The sequence below is a fragment of the Vibrio sp. CK2-1 genome (assembly GCF_021726515.1).
Lineage (GTDB): Bacteria > Pseudomonadota > Gammaproteobacteria > Enterobacterales > Vibrionaceae > Vibrio.
This window is the reverse complement of sequence record NZ_JAKKCJ010000004.1, coordinates 94,117-111,455: the sequence shown is the minus strand read 5'-3', so window position 1 is coordinate 111,455 and position 17,339 is coordinate 94,117. Positions and strand designations below refer to the sequence as shown.

General features: G+C 42.2%; 13 protein-coding genes. 4 read left to right on the top strand and 9 right to left on the bottom strand.

The features are described from left to right. Positions 1 to 21: 21 nt before the first annotated feature. Both msbA and L3V25_RS11570 read right to left on the bottom strand, forming a co-directional pair. Positions 22 to 1,770: a lipid A ABC transporter ATP-binding protein/permease MsbA gene (gene msbA, locus L3V25_RS11575; RefSeq protein ID WP_237295965.1), complete on the bottom strand. Its 1,749-nt coding sequence runs from the start codon at positions 1,768 to 1,770 to the stop codon at positions 22 to 24. Positions 1,771 to 1,837: 67 nt separating this feature from the next. Beyond that, on the bottom strand, positions 1,838 to 4,186 hold the full coding sequence (locus L3V25_RS11570) for a DNA internalization-related competence protein ComEC/Rec2 (protein ID WP_346656334.1): 2,349 nt from the start codon (positions 4,184 to 4,186) through the stop codon (positions 1,838 to 1,840). A gap of 80 nt (positions 4,187 to 4,266) precedes the next feature. Between L3V25_RS11570 and L3V25_RS11565 the strand changes: the two genes are divergently transcribed. Then, positions 4,267 to 4,776 carry a DUF2062 domain-containing protein gene (locus L3V25_RS11565; RefSeq protein WP_237295492.1) on the top strand — a complete coding sequence of 170 codons (510 nt, stop codon included), beginning with the start codon at positions 4,267 to 4,269 and terminating at the stop codon, positions 4,774 to 4,776. 240 nt (positions 4,777 to 5,016) lie between these two features. On the opposite strand, the gene lolE is transcribed toward L3V25_RS11565, so the two are convergent. Genes lolE through lolC form a run of 3 tightly spaced genes read right to left on the bottom strand, consistent with a single transcriptional unit; the run spans position 5,017 to position 8,264 of the window. Further along, positions 5,017 to 6,261 (bottom strand): lipoprotein-releasing ABC transporter permease subunit LolE, encoded by a 1,245-nt coding sequence (gene lolE, locus L3V25_RS11560; RefSeq protein WP_237295491.1) that lies wholly within the window; start codon positions 6,259 to 6,261, stop codon positions 5,017 to 5,019. Positions 6,262 to 6,263: 2 nt separating this feature from the next. After that, on the bottom strand, positions 6,264 to 6,983 hold the full coding sequence (gene lolD / locus L3V25_RS11555) for a lipoprotein-releasing ABC transporter ATP-binding protein LolD (protein WP_237295490.1): 720 nt from the start codon (positions 6,981 to 6,983) through the stop codon (positions 6,264 to 6,266). Between the two features lie 57 nt (positions 6,984 to 7,040). Further along, complete coding sequence (gene lolC, locus L3V25_RS11550; RefSeq protein ID WP_237295489.1) at positions 7,041 to 8,264, bottom strand: lipoprotein-releasing ABC transporter permease subunit LolC; 1,224 nt, start codon at positions 8,262 to 8,264, stop codon at positions 7,041 to 7,043. A gap of 229 nt (positions 8,265 to 8,493) precedes the next feature. Here lolC and mfd point away from each other — a divergent pair, with 229 nt between their 5' ends. From mfd to L3V25_RS11535, 3 genes are all read left to right on the top strand, one after another. Continuing rightward, the gene (mfd, locus tag L3V25_RS11545; protein ID WP_237295488.1) at positions 8,494 to 11,991 is read left to right on the top strand and encodes a transcription-repair coupling factor; all 3,498 of its coding nucleotides are present in this window, start codon (positions 8,494 to 8,496) and stop codon (positions 11,989 to 11,991) included. An 89-nt stretch (positions 11,992 to 12,080) separates the two neighbouring features. Next, positions 12,081 to 12,824, top strand: coding sequence for a peptidoglycan binding protein CsiV (locus tag L3V25_RS11540; RefSeq protein ID WP_237295487.1), 744 nt, complete (start codon positions 12,081 to 12,083; stop codon positions 12,822 to 12,824). Between the two features lie 69 nt (positions 12,825 to 12,893). Next, positions 12,894 to 13,433 (top strand): GNAT family protein, encoded by a 540-nt coding sequence (locus tag L3V25_RS11535; RefSeq protein WP_237295486.1) that lies wholly within the window; start codon positions 12,894 to 12,896, stop codon positions 13,431 to 13,433. An 89-nt stretch (positions 13,434 to 13,522) separates the two neighbouring features. On the opposite strand, the gene L3V25_RS11530 is transcribed toward L3V25_RS11535, so the two are convergent. The 4 genes from L3V25_RS11530 to lpoB all read right to left on the bottom strand — a co-directional run bounded on the left by L3V25_RS11530 (position 13,523) and on the right by lpoB (position 17,325). After that, positions 13,523 to 14,812 carry an NAD(P)/FAD-dependent oxidoreductase gene (locus L3V25_RS11530; RefSeq protein WP_237295485.1) on the bottom strand — a complete coding sequence of 430 codons (1,290 nt, stop codon included), beginning with the start codon at positions 14,810 to 14,812 and terminating at the stop codon, positions 13,523 to 13,525. A gap of 349 nt (positions 14,813 to 15,161) precedes the next feature. Beyond that, positions 15,162 to 15,701, bottom strand: a complete 540-nt coding sequence (ycfP, locus tag L3V25_RS11525) for an alpha/beta hydrolase YcfP (RefSeq protein WP_237295484.1) — start codon at positions 15,699 to 15,701, stop codon at positions 15,162 to 15,164. Between the two features lie 118 nt (positions 15,702 to 15,819). Next, complete coding sequence (locus L3V25_RS11520) at positions 15,820 to 16,707, bottom strand: phosphotransferase (protein WP_237295483.1); 888 nt, start codon at positions 16,705 to 16,707, stop codon at positions 15,820 to 15,822. A 33-nt stretch (positions 16,708 to 16,740) separates the two neighbouring features. Next, positions 16,741 to 17,325: a penicillin-binding protein activator LpoB gene (gene lpoB / locus L3V25_RS11515; protein ID WP_027696166.1), complete on the bottom strand. Its 585-nt coding sequence runs from the start codon at positions 17,323 to 17,325 to the stop codon at positions 16,741 to 16,743. Positions 17,326 to 17,339 lie beyond the last annotated feature (14 nt).

Below are 17,339 nucleotides of genomic sequence, written 5' to 3'. Positions count from 1 at the left end.
GACTATCAATACAAGAATGCATTATTCACCAAATTGAATACGGTGAAGCTGAGCATAAGCACCATCTTTTTCAATTAACGATGCATGGTTGCCGCGCTCGACAATTTCACCTTCATCGACAACCAAGATTTCATCGGCATTTTCAATGGTCGATAAACGGTGCGCAATCACGATCACGGTTTTGTTCTTTTGCAGCTCATCTAACGCTGCTTGAATGGCACGTTCTGATTCAGTATCTAATGCAGAGGTTGCCTCATCCAGAATTAACACCGGTGCATCACGTAACAAGGCACGAGCAATTGCTAAACGCTGACGTTGGCCACCTGATAGGTTAACGCCATTTTCACCGATCATAGTATCAAAACCGTTATCCATGTTTTCAATGAAATCGGTCGCGTAGGCTAAATCAGCGGCACGTTTAATCTGCTCAAAGCTGTAACGCTCTTGCGCGGCATAGGCAATATTGTTGGCAATAGTATCGTTAAATAGATGGACGTTTTGCGACACGATGGCAAAGTGAGTGCGCAGGTTCGATAAGGTATATTCACGAATATCATTGTTATCTAATTGGATCTCACCAGAGTCGATATCGTAAAAACGCGTGAATAAGTTAGCAATGGTACTTTTACCGGAACCTGAACGCCCTACTAGTGCGACGGTTTTACCCGCAGGGACATCAAAGGATACATTGCGTAACGCTGGCGCATCTTTAGTCGGGTAGGTAAAGGTAACGTCTTTAACCGCAAGATTACCTTTCACTTTTTCAACTTCTTTATCGCCGGTATCAATTTCTGATGGCAGTTCAATAATGCCAAATAGTGTCTGACAAGCAGCCATACCTTTTTGGAAATCAGAGGTTACGTTAGTCAATGATTTCAATGGTTTCATCATAGCGAACATCGCTGAGAAGATTACCGTGAAAGTACCTGGAGTCAGTTGCTCTTTAATTGAATCAATGCTCGCTAAATACAACACCACCACTAACGCACTCGACGCAATCAACTGAACGATTGGGTTTGCAGCGGCTTGAGCAGACACCATTTTCATCGATTGTTGACGCATTTTATTACTTACTGAGTCAAAACGTTTTTTCTCAACGTGCTGACCACCGTAGCTCAATACGACTTTGTGCCCTTTTAGCATTTGTTCTGCCGATGAGGTTACGTTACCCATCATGTCTTGCATGTTTTTACTGATGCGACGGAAACGCTTTGATACTACTCGAATCGCAATCGCCACTACAGGTGCCACCGCAATCAATACTAGAGAAAGCTGCCAGCTGTTATAAAACATCAAGAATAACAAACCGATGATGCTTGCACCTTCGCGAACAATACTAACCAAGGCTTTACTAGTGGCTGAGGCAACTTGTTCTGAATCATAGGTAATACGAGATAGCAGTGAACCAGTAGATTCTTTATCAAAGTAGCTCACTGGCATTTTCATGAAGTGGTTAAACAACTTGCGGCGCATTTCCATGACCACATTGCCCGATACCCAGCTCAAGCAATAAGTGGAAACAAAGCCACTTAAACCACGCACTACCATCATGCCTAAAACAATGAAAGGTAGGACTTTTAAGAAATTTGAATCAGTAGAGCCAAAACCTTCATCCAACAATGGTTTTAATAGCGATACCATATAAGTATCACTAGCCGCATTAATAATTAAAGCAATAGTAGCCACAAATAAACCAGCTTTATAAATACTGATCATTGGCCATAATTTTTTAAAGGTCTGAAATGTGGTTTCGTCTTTTTCTGACGCCATCTGATTTTCTGACACGATGTCTTTTGGTTGAGTCATATACACTTCATTTTGATTTAGACAATTCTATTCATTCTAACCCTTTACGCACAATCTGCCTATACCATGGCTGATATTGGTTTAGCCTCTTTTGTTCAATTAACCAGCCATTGGTATAAATTGAAATGGTTATTTGTCCGCCATGCGCGGTATCCATCCATTGAATAGCATTTTCCTGATAACGCCTTTTGACATCTTGGCTGGGTAATCCCCATTGATTATTCAGCGCCAATGACGCAATCGCTACTTTTGGTTTTAAAGATTCAACAAAGGAAGGAAAGGAAGAGGTTGCGCTGCCATGATGCGGCACCGTCATAACATCAACCTCCGATAACTGACTATCTCGCATCAGTATAATTTCGGATATTGCATCTATGTCACCGGTAAGCAGTAGATTAAATTGTCCATCAGAAACCTGAATCACACACGAATGAGGGTTGTATGCGCGCTTAACTTGCTTGGGCGGCCAAACGACTTCGAAGCTGAGTTGCTCCCATTGCCACTTCTGCCCTTTAATACATGCTTGATAACCATCTATATATTCACTACTGCGTTTCCATTGCGGTGATAAAACCGATTCAATATCCGCACGACCACCGGCATGATCTAAATCGGTATGACTTATCACTAGGCCGGATAACTGCGGCTCACCACTTTTATGCAGTAATGGCACAATAATCGAATTAGCAATACTGCCGCCCTGCCAACTCATTCCAGTATCATATAAAACGCTTTGCTGATCTTTTCGGATAAGCACCGCCAAACCTTGTCCTACATCCAACACCTGAACTTGCCATTCAGGTTTAGATTGAGCTGGGAATACTTGCCACAACAAAACAATCAACGCGGTAATATATAAGGTTGAATAAAAACGAAATCTCCAAGCAATCAACGCAAATGCAACCAGTACACTGACTACTCCCCAATAACTCGACAACGTCAGCCATGCGCCTTCAACAAATTCTAGTAGCCATAAAATTGGCTGCAATGTGAAATCGGCGAGTCTCCATATTTGCGTAAGCCAGCTGTCATTAGACAACCAACTATCACTAAAGAACCAACTGCCATGAAAAATAGCGGTCATCATCAAGCAAAAGAAAATCACCGGCACCACAACGAGGCTTACCCAGGGAATCGCTATTAAATTAACAAGCGGTGAGACCCAACTGATGCCACCAAAAAAGGCAATAGTCAGAAACGCTAAGCCAATAAATAGCCCGAGTTGCACGATCAGCACTTGCCGCCAATTAAACTTAACGCGCTTTTGCTGAGATAAATAAAACCAAAGGGATAGGTAGATAATGATGATAGCGCCAAAAGATAACCAGAAACTTGCTTGCAGAATCGACATCGGCTGACTGGCAAGTATTAAGCACAAGCTATACAACAAGATTTGCCACACAGACCAATGAATACCGCTTGCCAACATAAATAAGACTAGTCCGCCCATGATCAAAGCCCGTTGTGTTGGTAATGCAAAGCCCGCCAAATAAGCATAAAACAAGGCAACAGCAAAGCTGATGAACAAGGGAATCAATAGAAAGATAGGAGATGAAGAACCCGTTAGGCTACATACTAGTGATTTAATAGTACGACCAACACTCCAGCCTATAGCCATGGCGAGCCCGATATGTAACCCAGAAATCGCCATTAAATGTGACAAGCCAGAATCTCGTAACTGCTGCCATTGCTGATCAGATATCAAGCTTCTATCACCAAAAGCTAATGCAACAATAAAGGCTTTTGAGTCAAATTCATTCAGGTAGGCAGTCGCTTTTTCGTGTAACCATAAGCGCCAGGAATAGCTTGTTTTTATTCGAAAATTTAAACCCTCTTCTGGCTCAATAACCGCTTTACCGTGCCACTTATTAGAGACATAATATTGCTCGCTATCAAAGCCTGCATCGTTTAATTGACCGATAATGGGTTTAACTTGAATTTGAAACTGCCAATACTCCCCAAGTTGCGGTTGATTCTCTTCTAGTAGAACAAAAAATGCTTTTACGGTTGGACGTGCGTAGTTCGGTAAATCAATATTATTAATGCGCTGTATTGATAAGAGCATTTGTTTACCATGCACCGCTGGCTGGACAAAACTGATCACCTTAGCTTGGGTTGTTATAGAGGTACCTTGAGAAAAGAGTGTTTCTGTCACATGGCGATAATGATTTCCATGAATAATCACCATAAAGCAACCCAACAATAAACCCTGTGCTAAATAGCTAAATGTTTTGAAGTAGCGTCCTTTTGTAAAATGGCGATTTTTCGTAACGAAAGCATCTTCTGTTAAATGTCTATCTTTTGTGAAGAAAGCATATTTTATGAAGAAAAGAGTAAGAAATAGTACTACAATCGGCACCAACCAATTGAGTGTCGGCATGGATGGCCACAATGCACCACTAGCAGTACCAAATATCAAACCGACCAGAATATAATTGCGATTAATATGAGCCACCATTTATGCCAAAGAAATTGATTAAACGCTTCATGCCAGACCATGAAAAAATCAAAAACCAAAAAGCTTTAAAGATTTTTGGTAGCGTTTTATATAATCCCAATTTGTGGTGTTTGAATAGACGCTCAGCAGCCGGCGCTTTTGCTGTTGGTTTATTTATTGCTTTTGTTCCACTGCCAAGCCAAATGATCATGGCTTCTGGTGCCGCTATTTTATGTGGCGTCAACTTGCCCCTTTCGGTTGCTTTAGTTTGGATAAGCAATCCAATCACCATGCCATTCTTGTTCTATTTTGCTTATCACGTAGGCGCATGGCTGATGAAGACGCCTGAACAAGCTTTCCATTTTGAACTAACTTGGAACTTCTTTATTGAGCAAATCAACACCATTGGGCCACCGTTATTACTAGGTTGTTTCGTCTGCGGTGTGGTTCTTGCCATCCTAGGCTATTTCGGCATCCAAGGTTTATGGCGCTACTCTGTTGTTCGTAGCTGGCAAAAACGCCGTTTACGATAACTTATCAAATAGATAATTCAGCTATTATCGCCACTCAAATTCCAGACAAATAAAAAAGTGCTATCAAGTTAGCGTTCTAAATGAACAAACTTGATAGCACTCTTTTTTTTGAGACAACTTACGACGCTCGGCTCTCGGGCGTTTCACTTCTCGTGTCTCGAAGCCTAACTGTTCACCCCTATTAAAGCGACAACATCGAGCAACGAGAAACGAAAAAGCGCAGCGTTCGAGCTACGTTATTTATTTCGCACTTAAAACGGTTGCCGGATTCAATTTACTCGCTCTTGATGCGGGATACCAAGTCGCTAATAAACTCAAAGTAATGGCTGTACCAGAAACTAACAACACATCCGGCCATGAAACCAAAGATGGAAGAAAATCGATAAAATAAATATCACCCGATAAGAATTGGTGGCCCATGATGGCTTCTAATCCTTTAATCATCGGAGTGAGGTTATACGCTACCAACACACCAACTACACTACCAATGACACTACCTAACACGCCAGACATCACGCCATACCAAACAAAAATACGTTTGATTAGCCCATCACTTGCGCCCATCGTACGTAGAATAGCAATATCAGAAGCTCGGTCTTTCACTGCCATCATCAAAGTCGACACAATGTTAAAGCTCGCCACACCGATCACGAGCACCATCACTAAATACATAATAGTGCGTACCATTTGAATATCGTGGTGTAAAAAGCCGTACTTCTCTTTCCAACTTTTCAGGTAGGCATAAACGGGAATAGTTGCGCCAACTTCACGAATAATACGGTCGGCTTCAAAGACAGGTTCTACTTTTAAAGATACGCCGCTGACGCCTTTACCCATCTTCATATAGCCTTGACCATCTTCTAATGGGATCATCACTAAACCATGATCGATTTGGCCACCTAGTGTTAAAAATCCCGCCACATGAACACGTACACGTTTCGGCGCGCTCAACTGTATCTGACCATTTGAAGACGCTGGTGGAATTAATATGGTAATTGAATCGCCGACTTTCACATTCAGTTTGTCAGCAACCCCTTTGCCTAGCACAATTTGGTTTTGACCGGCTCTAAAGTTTTGCCATGCTTGTTTATCAACAAATTTAGAAAGGTTTGATACCGCACGTTCATAATCTGGGTCGACTGCGCGTACTTCCACTGCTTTAAGTTTGCTGCCGCGCTCTAACAAGGCAGTAAAACGAACATAAGGCGCGACCGCTTTTACTTGTTCATTTTTATTGGCAATTGAAGCAATTTGTTGCCAATCTTGAATCGGCTCTCTCACCCCTTCAATTTCAGCTTGTGGGATCACCGACAGCACGCGATTTTCTAATTCACGTTCAAAACCATTCATCGCCGATAGACCAATAATGATCACCGCCACACCAACGGCAATGCCAATAGTTGAAGATAACGAGATAAACGAAACCAACTTATTACGTTCTTTGGCGCGGCTAAATTTAGAACCAATGAATAACGATAAAAACATAACTATTCGCTCATTTGTTCAATAGAAGAGGCTTCATTAACAGGAGCATGCCAATCTAGCACCCCATCTTGCATGGTGTATTGCTTATCCATTTTTAAAGCCAGTTGATTATCATGCGTAACCACTAAAAACGCGGTACCAAAATCACGATTAAGTTGACGCATCAAATCGTAAATCTCTAAAGCGGTTTTTTGATCAAGATTACCGGTTGGTTCATCGGCTAACACAAGATCCGGCTCATTGACTAATGCGCGAGCAATTGCCACTCGTTGTCGTTCACCACCCGATAGTTCAGATGGACGGTGATCTAAACGATGACCTAGTCCCACTTTCTCTAATACTGATTGCGCTTTTTGTTTTGCCACATCGGCTTTCTGCTTACCAATCAATAATGGCATGGCGACATTTTCTAAAGCAGTGAAGTCAGCAAGTAGGTGATGGAATTGATACACAAATCCGATATGTTGATTACGTAACTTGGCTTGTTTGTTGCCAGATAAACGCAATAGAGATTGGCCAAGTACCGTCACATCGCCATCGCTGGCGTCATCTAATGCGCCAAGAATATGTAGCAAGGTACTTTTACCTGAGCCAGAAGAACCAACAATGGCTAAGAAGTCACCTTTATTGATGGATAAACTCACCCCTTTTAACACCTCAGTTTCAAGGTTTCCTTCTTGGTAAGTCTTACTTATATTTTGACAGCTTAATAAAGGATTCATAATGTCTTGCCTTGTAGCCAAAAAGCCGCGTAAATAATTGCAGCCTTTAAGAAATAGTTATTCATAACGAAGCGCTTCTGCCGGTTTAACCGAAGCGGCGCGATAAGATGGAAATAAGGTTGCCAATAAGCTCAAGCCAATAGCAAGAATGATAACCACCACAACCTGAAGCGGTTCAATCACCACTGGCAGTTCCGTACCCGGTGCAAACAATGACAAGCCCAAAGCGCTCATCACATTATTTAAATTCGCTGCCAGTAATGTGCCAAGTAGTCCACCGACTAGTGCACCAATCACCCCACTACTTGCTCCCTGCACCATAAATATCGCTAATATTTGATGATTCGACATGCCCTGGGTTTTCAAGATGGCGACTTCTGATTGCTTCTCCATCACCACCATAATTAGCGCTGAAATAATGTTGAACGCCGCCACTGCAATAATCAGCCCTAGCATCAAGCCCATCATGTTCTTTTCCATTCGTACGGCTTGGAATAGCTCACCACGCTGCTCACGCCAATCCGACCAAAACCATTTTTCAGGTAATAAATCATTGTTTTTCACTTGTTGTGCTAAATCGGCCACTACAAATGGGTCATCAAAAAATAATCGCCAACCTGAAATATGATTACTGGAATAACGCAATAAACGCCCCGCATCTTCAATATTGGTGACCATCAGCATGCCATCAACGTCAGAGCCAGTATTAAAAATGCCCGCCACGGTGAAATTACGTTGACTAGGAATGCGCCCTAGCGGAGTAAACTGACTAGCATTCGTCACCATTAATCGCACTTTAGAGCCGACATTCACATTTAGTGTTCTGGCTAAAGTGTGGCCTAAAAAGACGTGATAACTTCCCGCAGTTAGTTGTGATACTTGCCCCATCATCATACGTTTCGCGATAGGATCTTGTTCTCTTGGCTCAATACCAACCATTAAACCTGCGCTTAATTTAGTTGGGCTTTGGATAATCGCTTCGCTGCGCACGATCGGAGAAATATCTTCAACATGAGGGATAGTATTTAAGAAAGCAGGTGGCGTATCTGAGATTAGGGTTTTGTCGTCAGCTTGAGAGATAACAGCTTGAGGAAGTACGCCGAGAATTTTTTGCTTTAATTGCCCTTCAAAGCCATTCATCACGGACAATACAGTAACGAGAGACAGAACACCGATAGAAATACCGGCGGTCGACATATACGAGACAAATCGGCTAAATTTATCGCCTGATCGACCTTTCAAATACCGCAAACCAATATAGGCCGAAACTGGGTGAAACATTCCAATAATCCCTGAATAAAATAATGAAAACAGAGCATAACGATCTCTGACCATTTTACCAATAGCAAACGCAATAATTCACATACTTCTGGCGATTGGCGGTGATAAATTGATTAAAAAACAACAATTGTGCACATTCCCTTGATTAGTTTGCCTACATGACGATAATCAAACCACTCAAAGTGCTACAACTAGCGCAACATTCAATTTATAAAAGCCTAATCGAATTATGTCTGAATTATCATCCACGTCAGCGTCTTCTCTCTTGCAACTGCCACTGCCAACTAAAGCCGGTGACAAAAAGCACATAGGCCAATTAGTCGGCGGCTCACTAGCACTATCCATTGCAGAGCTTAGCCAGCAACATTCAGGGGTAACATTACTTGCCGTACCTGATCCGCAAATAGCGATAAAACTGCAACATGAAGTAAGCCAATTCACTGGCCATTCGGTGTCTTTATTCCCTGATTGGGAAACGCTGCCATATGATAACTTTTCGCCGCATCAAGATATTATTTCAGACCGTATCGCGCAGCTGTATCAATTACCAACACAGCAAAACGGCTTAATCATTATTCCAATCAGCACGCTATTGCAGCGTCAATCGCCGAAAGACTACCTACTCAAAACCACATTGATGGTCAAAAGTGGTGACCTTTATTCACTCGATAAACTGCGCATGCAATTGGAAAGTTCTGGTTATCGCCACGTTGACCAAGTATTTGGCCCGGGTGAATACGCCAGCCGTGGTTCGATTATCGACCTTTTCCCAATGGGCTGTGATAACCCATATCGTATCGACTTTTTTGATGATGAAATTGATAGTATCCGTACCTTTGATGCTGAGACTCAACGTACGATCGAAGATATACAAGAAATTCGCCTACTGCCTGCTCATGAATTCCCAACTACTGAAGCGGCAATAGAAGATTTTCGCATTCGCTGGCGTCAACGTTTTGAAGCGCGACGTGAGCCTGAATCCGTTTATATGCAAGTATCAAAAGGTACTTGGCCTGCTGGTATCGAATATTGGCAACCATTATTCTTTGAGCATACCGATACCCTATTCGACTACCTACCAGAAAACACCTTGCTACTGACGCTTGGTGAACTAGAAAAAAGTATCGATACCTTTTTAGCCGATGCTGAACATCGTTTTGAACAACGCAAAGTCGATCCTCTTCGCCCATTACTTGAGCCACAAGAATTATGGTTGAAGAAAGATGAGCTATTTAGCTACTTCAAAGGTATGCCTCAAGCGGCCTTATCGATTGAAGCTGTCGAAGAGAAAGCTGGCCGTAAAAATGCTTCTGTTAGTCTTCTGCCTAATTTACACGCCCAGCATCAGCTTAAAGAGCCACTTGCCGCACTGCGCCAATACCTTGAACAATACTTAGCAGACAACCCGCAAGGTAAGGTTATCTTCTCGGTAGAATCTGAAGGTCGCCGTGAAGCATTAAATGAGCTATTAAGCCCAATAAAAGTAAAACCGAAAGAATGTGATAATCTCGCTCAAGCATTAGCTTCTAAACAGAAGTACTCGCTAGTACTCGGCTCAACCGAACACGGCTTTGTTCATCACTCACCTGATTTTGCCTTTATTTGTGAAAGTGATGTGCTTGGCGATCGCGTGATCCAACGTCGTAAAAAAGATCGAAAAGCAGTCAATAGCGATACTGTGATTCGCCATCTTGCTGAATTAAAACCCGGTCAACCTGTGGTGCATCTCGATCACGGTATCGGTCGCTATATTGGCTTACAAACTTTGGAAGCTGGTGGACTTGCCACCGAATACGTCACCCTTGAATACTTAAATAATGCCAAACTGTATGTTCCGGTATCATCGCTGAATTTAATCAGTCGTTACTCTGGTGGTGCAGAAGAAACCGCGCCATTACATAAACTAGGTAGTGATGCGTGGAATAGAGCTCGTCAACGCGCCGCAGAAAAAGTCCGTGATGTGGCAGCCGAACTCCTAGATGTTTACGCCAAACGTGAAATCAAAAAAGGCTTCAAGTTCATTCACGATAAAGAGCAATACGCGCACTTTAAAGCCACTTTCCCGTTTGAAGAAACCGATGACCAATCTATGGCGATTAATGCGGTGCTCTCCGATATGTGCCAAGCAAAAGCCATGGATAGACTCGTCTGTGGTGATGTTGGTTTTGGTAAAACCGAAGTGGCTATGCGTGCGACATTCCTTGCAGTGGATAACAGCAAGCAAGTTGCCGTATTAGTGCCAACTACCCTACTTGCTCAGCAGCATTTTGAAAACTTCCGTGACCGCTTTGCCAACCTACCGGTGCGAGTTGAAGTATTATCGCGCTTTAAATCCGCTAAAGAACAAAAGCAGATTTTAAGTGATATCACCGAAGGTAAAGTCGATATCATTATCGGTACTCATAAACTGCTGCAAGATGATATTAAATTCCGCGATCTCGGCTTATTAATTGTCGATGAAGAACACCGCTTTGGTGTGCGCCAGAAAGAAAAAGTCAAAGCGATGCGTGCTGATGTGGATATTCTTACCCTCACCGCGACGCCGATCCCTCGAACTTTGAACATGGCAATGAGTGGCATGCGTGATCTATCGATTATTGCTACACCACCAGCGCGACGTTTGGCTATCAAAACCTTTGTCCGTCAAAGTGAAGACAGTGTGATTCGCGAAGCGGTACTTCGTGAAATCATGCGCGGTGGCCAAGTCTACTTCTTACATAACAATGTCGAAACCATAGAAAAGGTTGCCGAAGATTTAGCTAAGTTAATTCCAGAAGCTCGCGTGATCACCGCTCACGGACAAATGCGTGAACGTGAACTGGAAGGCATCATGAATGACTTCTATCACCAGCGTTTTAACTTGCTGGTTTGTACTACTATTATCGAAACTGGTATCGATGTACCCACCGCCAATACCATCATTATGGATCGCGCAGATAAACTCGGTTTAGCACAGCTTCACCAGTTACGTGGCCGTGTTGGTCGTTCGCACCACCAAGCCTATGCTTATTTATTAACACCACATCCAAAAGCGTTAAGCAAAGATGCGGTGAAACGCTTAGATGCAATTGCCTCACTAGAAGACCTAGGTGCAGGCTTTACGCTGGCCACTCACGACTTAGAAATACGTGGCGCGGGTGAGTTACTCGGTGATGATCAAAGCGGGCAAATTCAGTCTGTCGGCTTCTCGTTATACATGGAAATGCTAGAACAAGCAGTTAATGCGTTAAAAGAAGGCAAAGAATTGTCATTAGACGAACTTTTACGTGAACAAACTGAAGTAGAATTACGCTTACCAGCATTATTACCAGATGACTACATTCCCGACATCAATACCCGTTTATCCATGTATAAGCGTATTGCCAGTGTGAATAGTGAGTCGGAACTAGCAGAAATGAAAGTGGAACTGATTGATCGCTTTGGTAGCTTACCGGATGCTGCGAAAAACTTATTGGTGATCAGTGAAATGAAACTTCAAGCTGCTAGAATACAAGCGAAAAAAATTGAAGCACATGACAAAGGCGGTTTTATTGAGTTCTCACCAAATGCAGACATTAACCCGGCATTCTTGGTACAATTACTCCAATCATCGCCGAAAAAATTTGCAATGGAAGGCCCCACTAAGTTCAAGTTTACTGTACCATTAACAGATAGACGGGAACGAGTCAGTTTCATTAACGATTTGCTGGCCGACTTTCAGCAAAATCGTTTACCAAAAGTTGGCTAAGCGCTATACAACTTAGCAATAACCACACAATTTATTATATTAGCTAAGGTACTATCTACATTAGAAGTACCTTTGATTACGGAGTAACAATGAAAAAACTGATTATATTCCTATTGGTTTTTGTTTCATTACCAACATTTGCACGATCTTTTGCTATCGAAATGATCATCTTTAAGCGTAATGTGGAGCCATCACAAGTTAACGAGTCTTGGCCACAAAACCTTGAGCCGATTAATTTTGAACGCGCATTTTCATACCGTGATAGCAACTTAATGTCGCAGCATAAAGCGGGCCTACTTCCAAGTGGTTATTACAACCTGAACAGACAATATCAAGCATTAGACCGTCACGCAGGGTTTAAGCCATTAGTTCACGTGACTTGGTACCAAAATGACCGCGGTGAAAGTACATCCCCTGTTTTGCACATCCAAGCAGGTGAAGATTTTTCAGATAAATTCGCTCCTGATGGACGCTCTCTTAAAGAAATCGCCAAAGATGGTACTCCAACATCCATTGAAAAAGAGCCACTATATGAACTAGATGGTACGGTTCAGGTTTATGTACAACACTACCTATACTTGAAAACCAACCTAGACTTACGCATTCCTGGACAAAATGAAGTCGTATTACAAGACTCAGTGATTGACCCATCGACTGAAGATAGCGATGAAGACGTTCAAGTCGGTAACCTAGAACCAGTTAAACCAGAAGTTGAAGTTCAAGACTTTTTAAATAGCTACCGTATGCAGCAAAAACGCCAAATTAGAAGTGGTGAAGTACACTACTTAGATAATCCATTCCTTGGTGTGATTATCAATATCCGTAAGCTGTAATAGTGTTCTAAAATAGAATGACTTCGAATCAAGAGGCCGCCATGGCCTCTTTTTAATTGCAGGTAGACGATGACCCCAGATCATACTTTACTGACCGCTCAACTAAGATTGCGCATGATCCATGCCGATGAAAGTGAACGCTTTGCTGATGCGATTCAATCCTCCCCTTCTCTCTACCCCTGGCTTGACTGGTGTCATTCAGCTTTTACCGCTGAAGAAGCAACAGATTTCCTCATGCACACTCGCTTAAATTGGCTCAAAAATAATGCCTACGGATTTGGTATCTACCACCAACAAACCGATGCTTTTATTGGTATGGTGGCATTAACCGATCTATCTCCTAGCTTCAATATGGGAACCATTGGTTATTGGATATGTGACCAACACCAATCAAACGGATACGCCAAAGAGGCCCTATTAGCCCTAATTAGTTTTTGCTTCACCGAATTACATCTCACTCGGCTTGAATGCATCTGTGACCCTGACAATGCGCCTAGTCATCATATTGCACTCAGTTGCGGCGCGGAAAAGGAAGGACTGGCTCGTAATCGCTATTTATTCGATGGCAAACCCAAAGATGGTATCGTATTTTCTTTTATTCCGAATTAATGCTCACTGTAAAAGCAACTGAACAGACACAAAAAAGCCCATCACGAGATGGGCTTTCATTTTTAGAGTATTAATGCGATTGGGATTGCTTAGTGTAGCTTTAAGTTTGGACGTAACACTCGGTTAATTCGCCCTACTAGCATCATCAAGCCCGTTTTAAAGCAGCCGTGTAACGCCACTAGGTGCATGCGGTAGAGTGAAATGTACACGACTCGCGCAATACGACCTTCAATCATCATCGAGCCTTTGGTTAGGTTGCCCATTAAGCTACCCACGGTAGAAAAACGACTTAATGACACAAGTGAACCATGATCTTTATAAGTATACGCCTTCAATGCATGACCATTGATTTGCGCCACAATATTACGATAAGCCAGACTTGCCATTTGGTGCGCAGCTTGAGCACGAGGTGGAACAAAAGATCCATCCTTTTGCTGGCAAGATGCTAAATCACCAATCACATAAATCTCATCATCACGTGTTGATTGTAATGTATCTTTCACTACCAACTGATTGATGCGGTTGGTTTCTAAACCTGCAATATCTTTCATGAAGTCAGGCGCTTTAATACCTGCTGCCCACACCATTAGCTGAGCCGGAATACGCTCGCCATCTTTAGTGATTAAGCCTTGTTCATCCGCTTGAGTAACCATAGTCGCCGTGCGAACATTTACGCCCAACTTTGTTAACTCACTGTGTGCCGCTGATGAAATTCGTGGTGGCAAGGCTGGTAGAATGCGCTCACCCGCTTCAACTAAGTTAACGTTCAGTTTGCTTGAATCTAAATCTTCGAAGCCGTAAGTGTGCAGCTCTTTAATTGCATTATGTAGCTCAGCAGACAGCTCTACGCCAGTTGCACCACCACCAACAATCGCGATATCCACTTTACCTTCACCGTGTTTCGCATGAAGCTTTAAGAACAAGTTATTCATTTCTTTACGGAAACGGTGTGCTTGCTCTGGGCTATCTAAAAAGATGCAGTTTTCTTTTACGCCAGGAGTATTAAAGTCATTCGATTTAGAACCAATTGCCAATACCAGAATATCATATTCAATTTCACGGCTTGGGATCAGCAGATCATTGCTCTCATCTTTAATTTCACTTAATGAGATAACTTTACGTTCACGGTCAATGCCATCTAGGCTACCCATTTGAAAATCAAAATGATGGTTTTTGGCATGAGCGCGGTAACTTAATGCATCCACACCTTCATCTAGAGATCCGGTTGCCACTTCATGTAGCAATGGCTTCCATAAGTGACTTCCGTTACGGTCTACTAAGGTAACACTCGCGCGTCTCTTACGACCTAATGTTCGGCCTAATTTTGTGGCAAGCTCTAAGCCACCGGCACCACCGCCTACTACAACGATTCGCGTCATCTGACACTCCTAAATATATAAAGATAAAATTGATTCAGCCCGGCCTATATCAAACCCAACTGATAGATTCTTCATGTTTTTCGATACGATGAGGCTTAGCGTGTGGACTAAACCTTAAAGGGTCACCTTTGAGAGATGAAAAAAGTTGTGTGTATCGGTGAGATCAAATTGTGACGTAAAGGTTATTTTTCATTCTATTTATTGGAAAAATTTGATCTAGCTCATTATATCCAGACATAAAGTAGGATCAATAGAAAGTGACGATTAATAAAAAAGAGCCGATGATTGGCTCTTCTTTATAGTAACAATTTGTGATTTGACCTATGAACCCAATCAGTGGGTAAATAAATTAAGGCTGCTTGAAGGCTTTAATCGTTTGTAGGTGTTGAGAGATTTTCTTAAATTTATGCGTTTCAGCGTCATCCCATATCACCTTGTAGTATGGCGATAATGCTTCGTAGCTATCTTGATTGTCTCTGATTTCATCATTGCGAGATAAAAATACCAAGCAGTTGTCTTTATTCTGCTCGCGATAATCTTTAATACATTTGGTCGCAATGTCAGCATACTCTTCAGGACGATCAATACGCCCTTGCATATTGTCTTCAGGGTTGAGATTCGGATTGAAGATAGCTTGTTTAATGCCACATAAGAAACCAATACGCTCAGACCAGTAACCACCTAGCCCAACACCACAGATTAGCGGCGATGGATCACCACTTTGTTCAATCACTTTAGTCACTTCTTTCAACAAGTGCTGCATATCATGTTTAGGGTGAAGTGTGCTGTAGTTGATAAAGCGAACATCTTCGTCGATGAATTGAAGTTGTAATACTTTTTCGTGATTCCCTGGGCTTGTGCTATCAAAGCCGTGTAAATAAATGATCATTGAACCATCCTCAGTTCTCGTTCGATAATTTAATCTACCATGAATACTATGGTTTTAAAGCGTTGTTTTAATTATTCTTGCTAGAGAAAGTGAGAAAAGTGACCTACATTCACTCTGCTCATGATTCAGATAACTCTAACTGCTGAGTTAACACTTCAATCGCTTGCTTATCTGATGCGCGCTGATGCAAAGAAAAGTTAACTTGATGCCACAGCAACGCCATAAAGCGTAAGTATGGTAGCCACTCCTCTACAATAGCAATGAATTGTGACTTATCGATATCTAAGCGGCTAAGCTCTCGGTAACATTCAACACTTTCTTCAACGCTAAGTTGTTCGGCTAATATCGTCGTCGCCAAATCCACCACAGGACTAGCCATTGCGGCATATTCCCAATCAATGACCACCAACTCTAAATCCGGCTTTTGAATAATATTATAGCTGCCTAAATCAAAGTGGCAGAGACAAGGCGGTAAAATTGATTCAGTGCGATTTTTTAACTCATCATATTGCTGATAAAAACGCTCAAACCACTGCTGATAACGCTGTGTTTGCTGCTGACTAGGTAATGCCTGCCAATAGTTTTCAATACAAGATTGATAATCGAAAATAGGCAACGAATGATTTTGAGGTAGCGGATATTGATGAAGATAAACGAGACACTTCACCACGAGTAATGACAGCGTTTCATTATGCTGCCCCATTAAGGTCACGCCATCCACCCACTCAACCAATAAGCCTTGAGGTAATAATGCTTGAACGTTCGGTGATAAAGCAAAGCCTTCAAGTACATTGAGGACTTCAAATTCATTGGAGCGGTTAATAGAAAAGGATTGGGTAGAAATAGAATGTGGCCGCCACACATAATGACGACCACATGAGGTGGTGATTTTCCAACATTGGTTGGTTAACCCACCTTGTAATGGCTGAATATCGGAAATACTTTCAGGCCACTGAGCTTGCAGAGCGATTAAGCTGGGATCTTGCTTAATGTAGTGTTCTTTCAAACTCGTGACCTTGAAGTTATTATATAAACAATATTACATGCCAAATAGGCTTTTCGACTCTTGCTTACGGATTTCAGTTTCATCGGCCCATTCGATGAGGCCAGTTTTTAAATCCATTAAACGCATTGTCATTTTGTAGTAAACGTCTTTATCACTGCCCGCTTCTTTTACGATGCTAGATAGGTTGCCGTATAACATGTACTGAGCACCCATCATTTGGCCAAACTTAACTGCGCTTGTTTGATCAACTAATTCATCGTTATTTTGGAAGTTAAGCTGCTTACGAACGTCTTCTACTTTGGTCATATCAACAAAACGGAACTTACCAGAGTTCAACATTTTGGTGCTCACTGAGTCAGTGATTGATTCAGTATCAATATGCTCGCTGGTTTTGTTACGAATGCTATCTACGTAAGCAATCGGACGACCTTCAATCGCCGCGACAGAGCCAGAAGAAAGCATACTGTCTACCATCTCATTAGCGATTTTTTGTAAATCTGTCGAACCAAAATCTACGGTTGTTGTTTCAGCAGCATTAGCGTCACCGTACTGAACCTTGTTAGAACAACCACCCAGAATGACTGCTAAACCTATTAATGCAATTGCCGTTTTCTTCATGTGTTACTTCCTTT

Coding starts and splice junctions, on each gene's coding strand:
- msbA (WP_237295965.1), bottom strand. CDS start 1,770: ATGGCGTCAGAAAAAGACGAAACCACATTTCAGACCTTTAAAAAATTA.
- L3V25_RS11570 (WP_346656334.1), bottom strand. CDS start 4,186: ATGCCGACACTCAATTGGTTGGTGCCGATTGTAGTACTATTTCTTACT.
- L3V25_RS11565 (WP_237295492.1), top strand. CDS start 4,267: ATGCCAAAGAAATTGATTAAACGCTTCATGCCAGACCATGAAAAAATC.
- lolE (WP_237295491.1), bottom strand. CDS start 6,261: ATGTTTTTATCGTTATTCATTGGTTCTAAATTTAGCCGCGCCAAAGAA.
- lolD (WP_237295490.1), bottom strand. CDS start 6,983: ATGAATCCTTTATTAAGCTGTCAAAATATAAGTAAGACTTACCAAGAA.
- lolC (WP_237295489.1), bottom strand. CDS start 8,264: ATGTTTCACCCAGTTTCGGCCTATATTGGTTTGCGGTATTTGAAAGGT.
- mfd (WP_237295488.1), top strand. CDS start 8,494: ATGTCTGAATTATCATCCACGTCAGCGTCTTCTCTCTTGCAACTGCCA.
- L3V25_RS11540 (WP_237295487.1), top strand. CDS start 12,081: ATGAAAAAACTGATTATATTCCTATTGGTTTTTGTTTCATTACCAACA.
- L3V25_RS11535 (WP_237295486.1), top strand. CDS start 12,894: ATGACCCCAGATCATACTTTACTGACCGCTCAACTAAGATTGCGCATG.
- L3V25_RS11530 (WP_237295485.1), bottom strand. CDS start 14,812: ATGACGCGAATCGTTGTAGTAGGCGGTGGTGCCGGTGGCTTAGAGCTT.
- ycfP (WP_237295484.1), bottom strand. CDS start 15,701: ATGATCATTTATTTACACGGCTTTGATAGCACAAGCCCAGGGAATCAC.
- lpoB (WP_027696166.1), bottom strand. CDS start 17,325: ATGAAGAAAACGGCAATTGCATTAATAGGTTTAGCAGTCATTCTGGGT.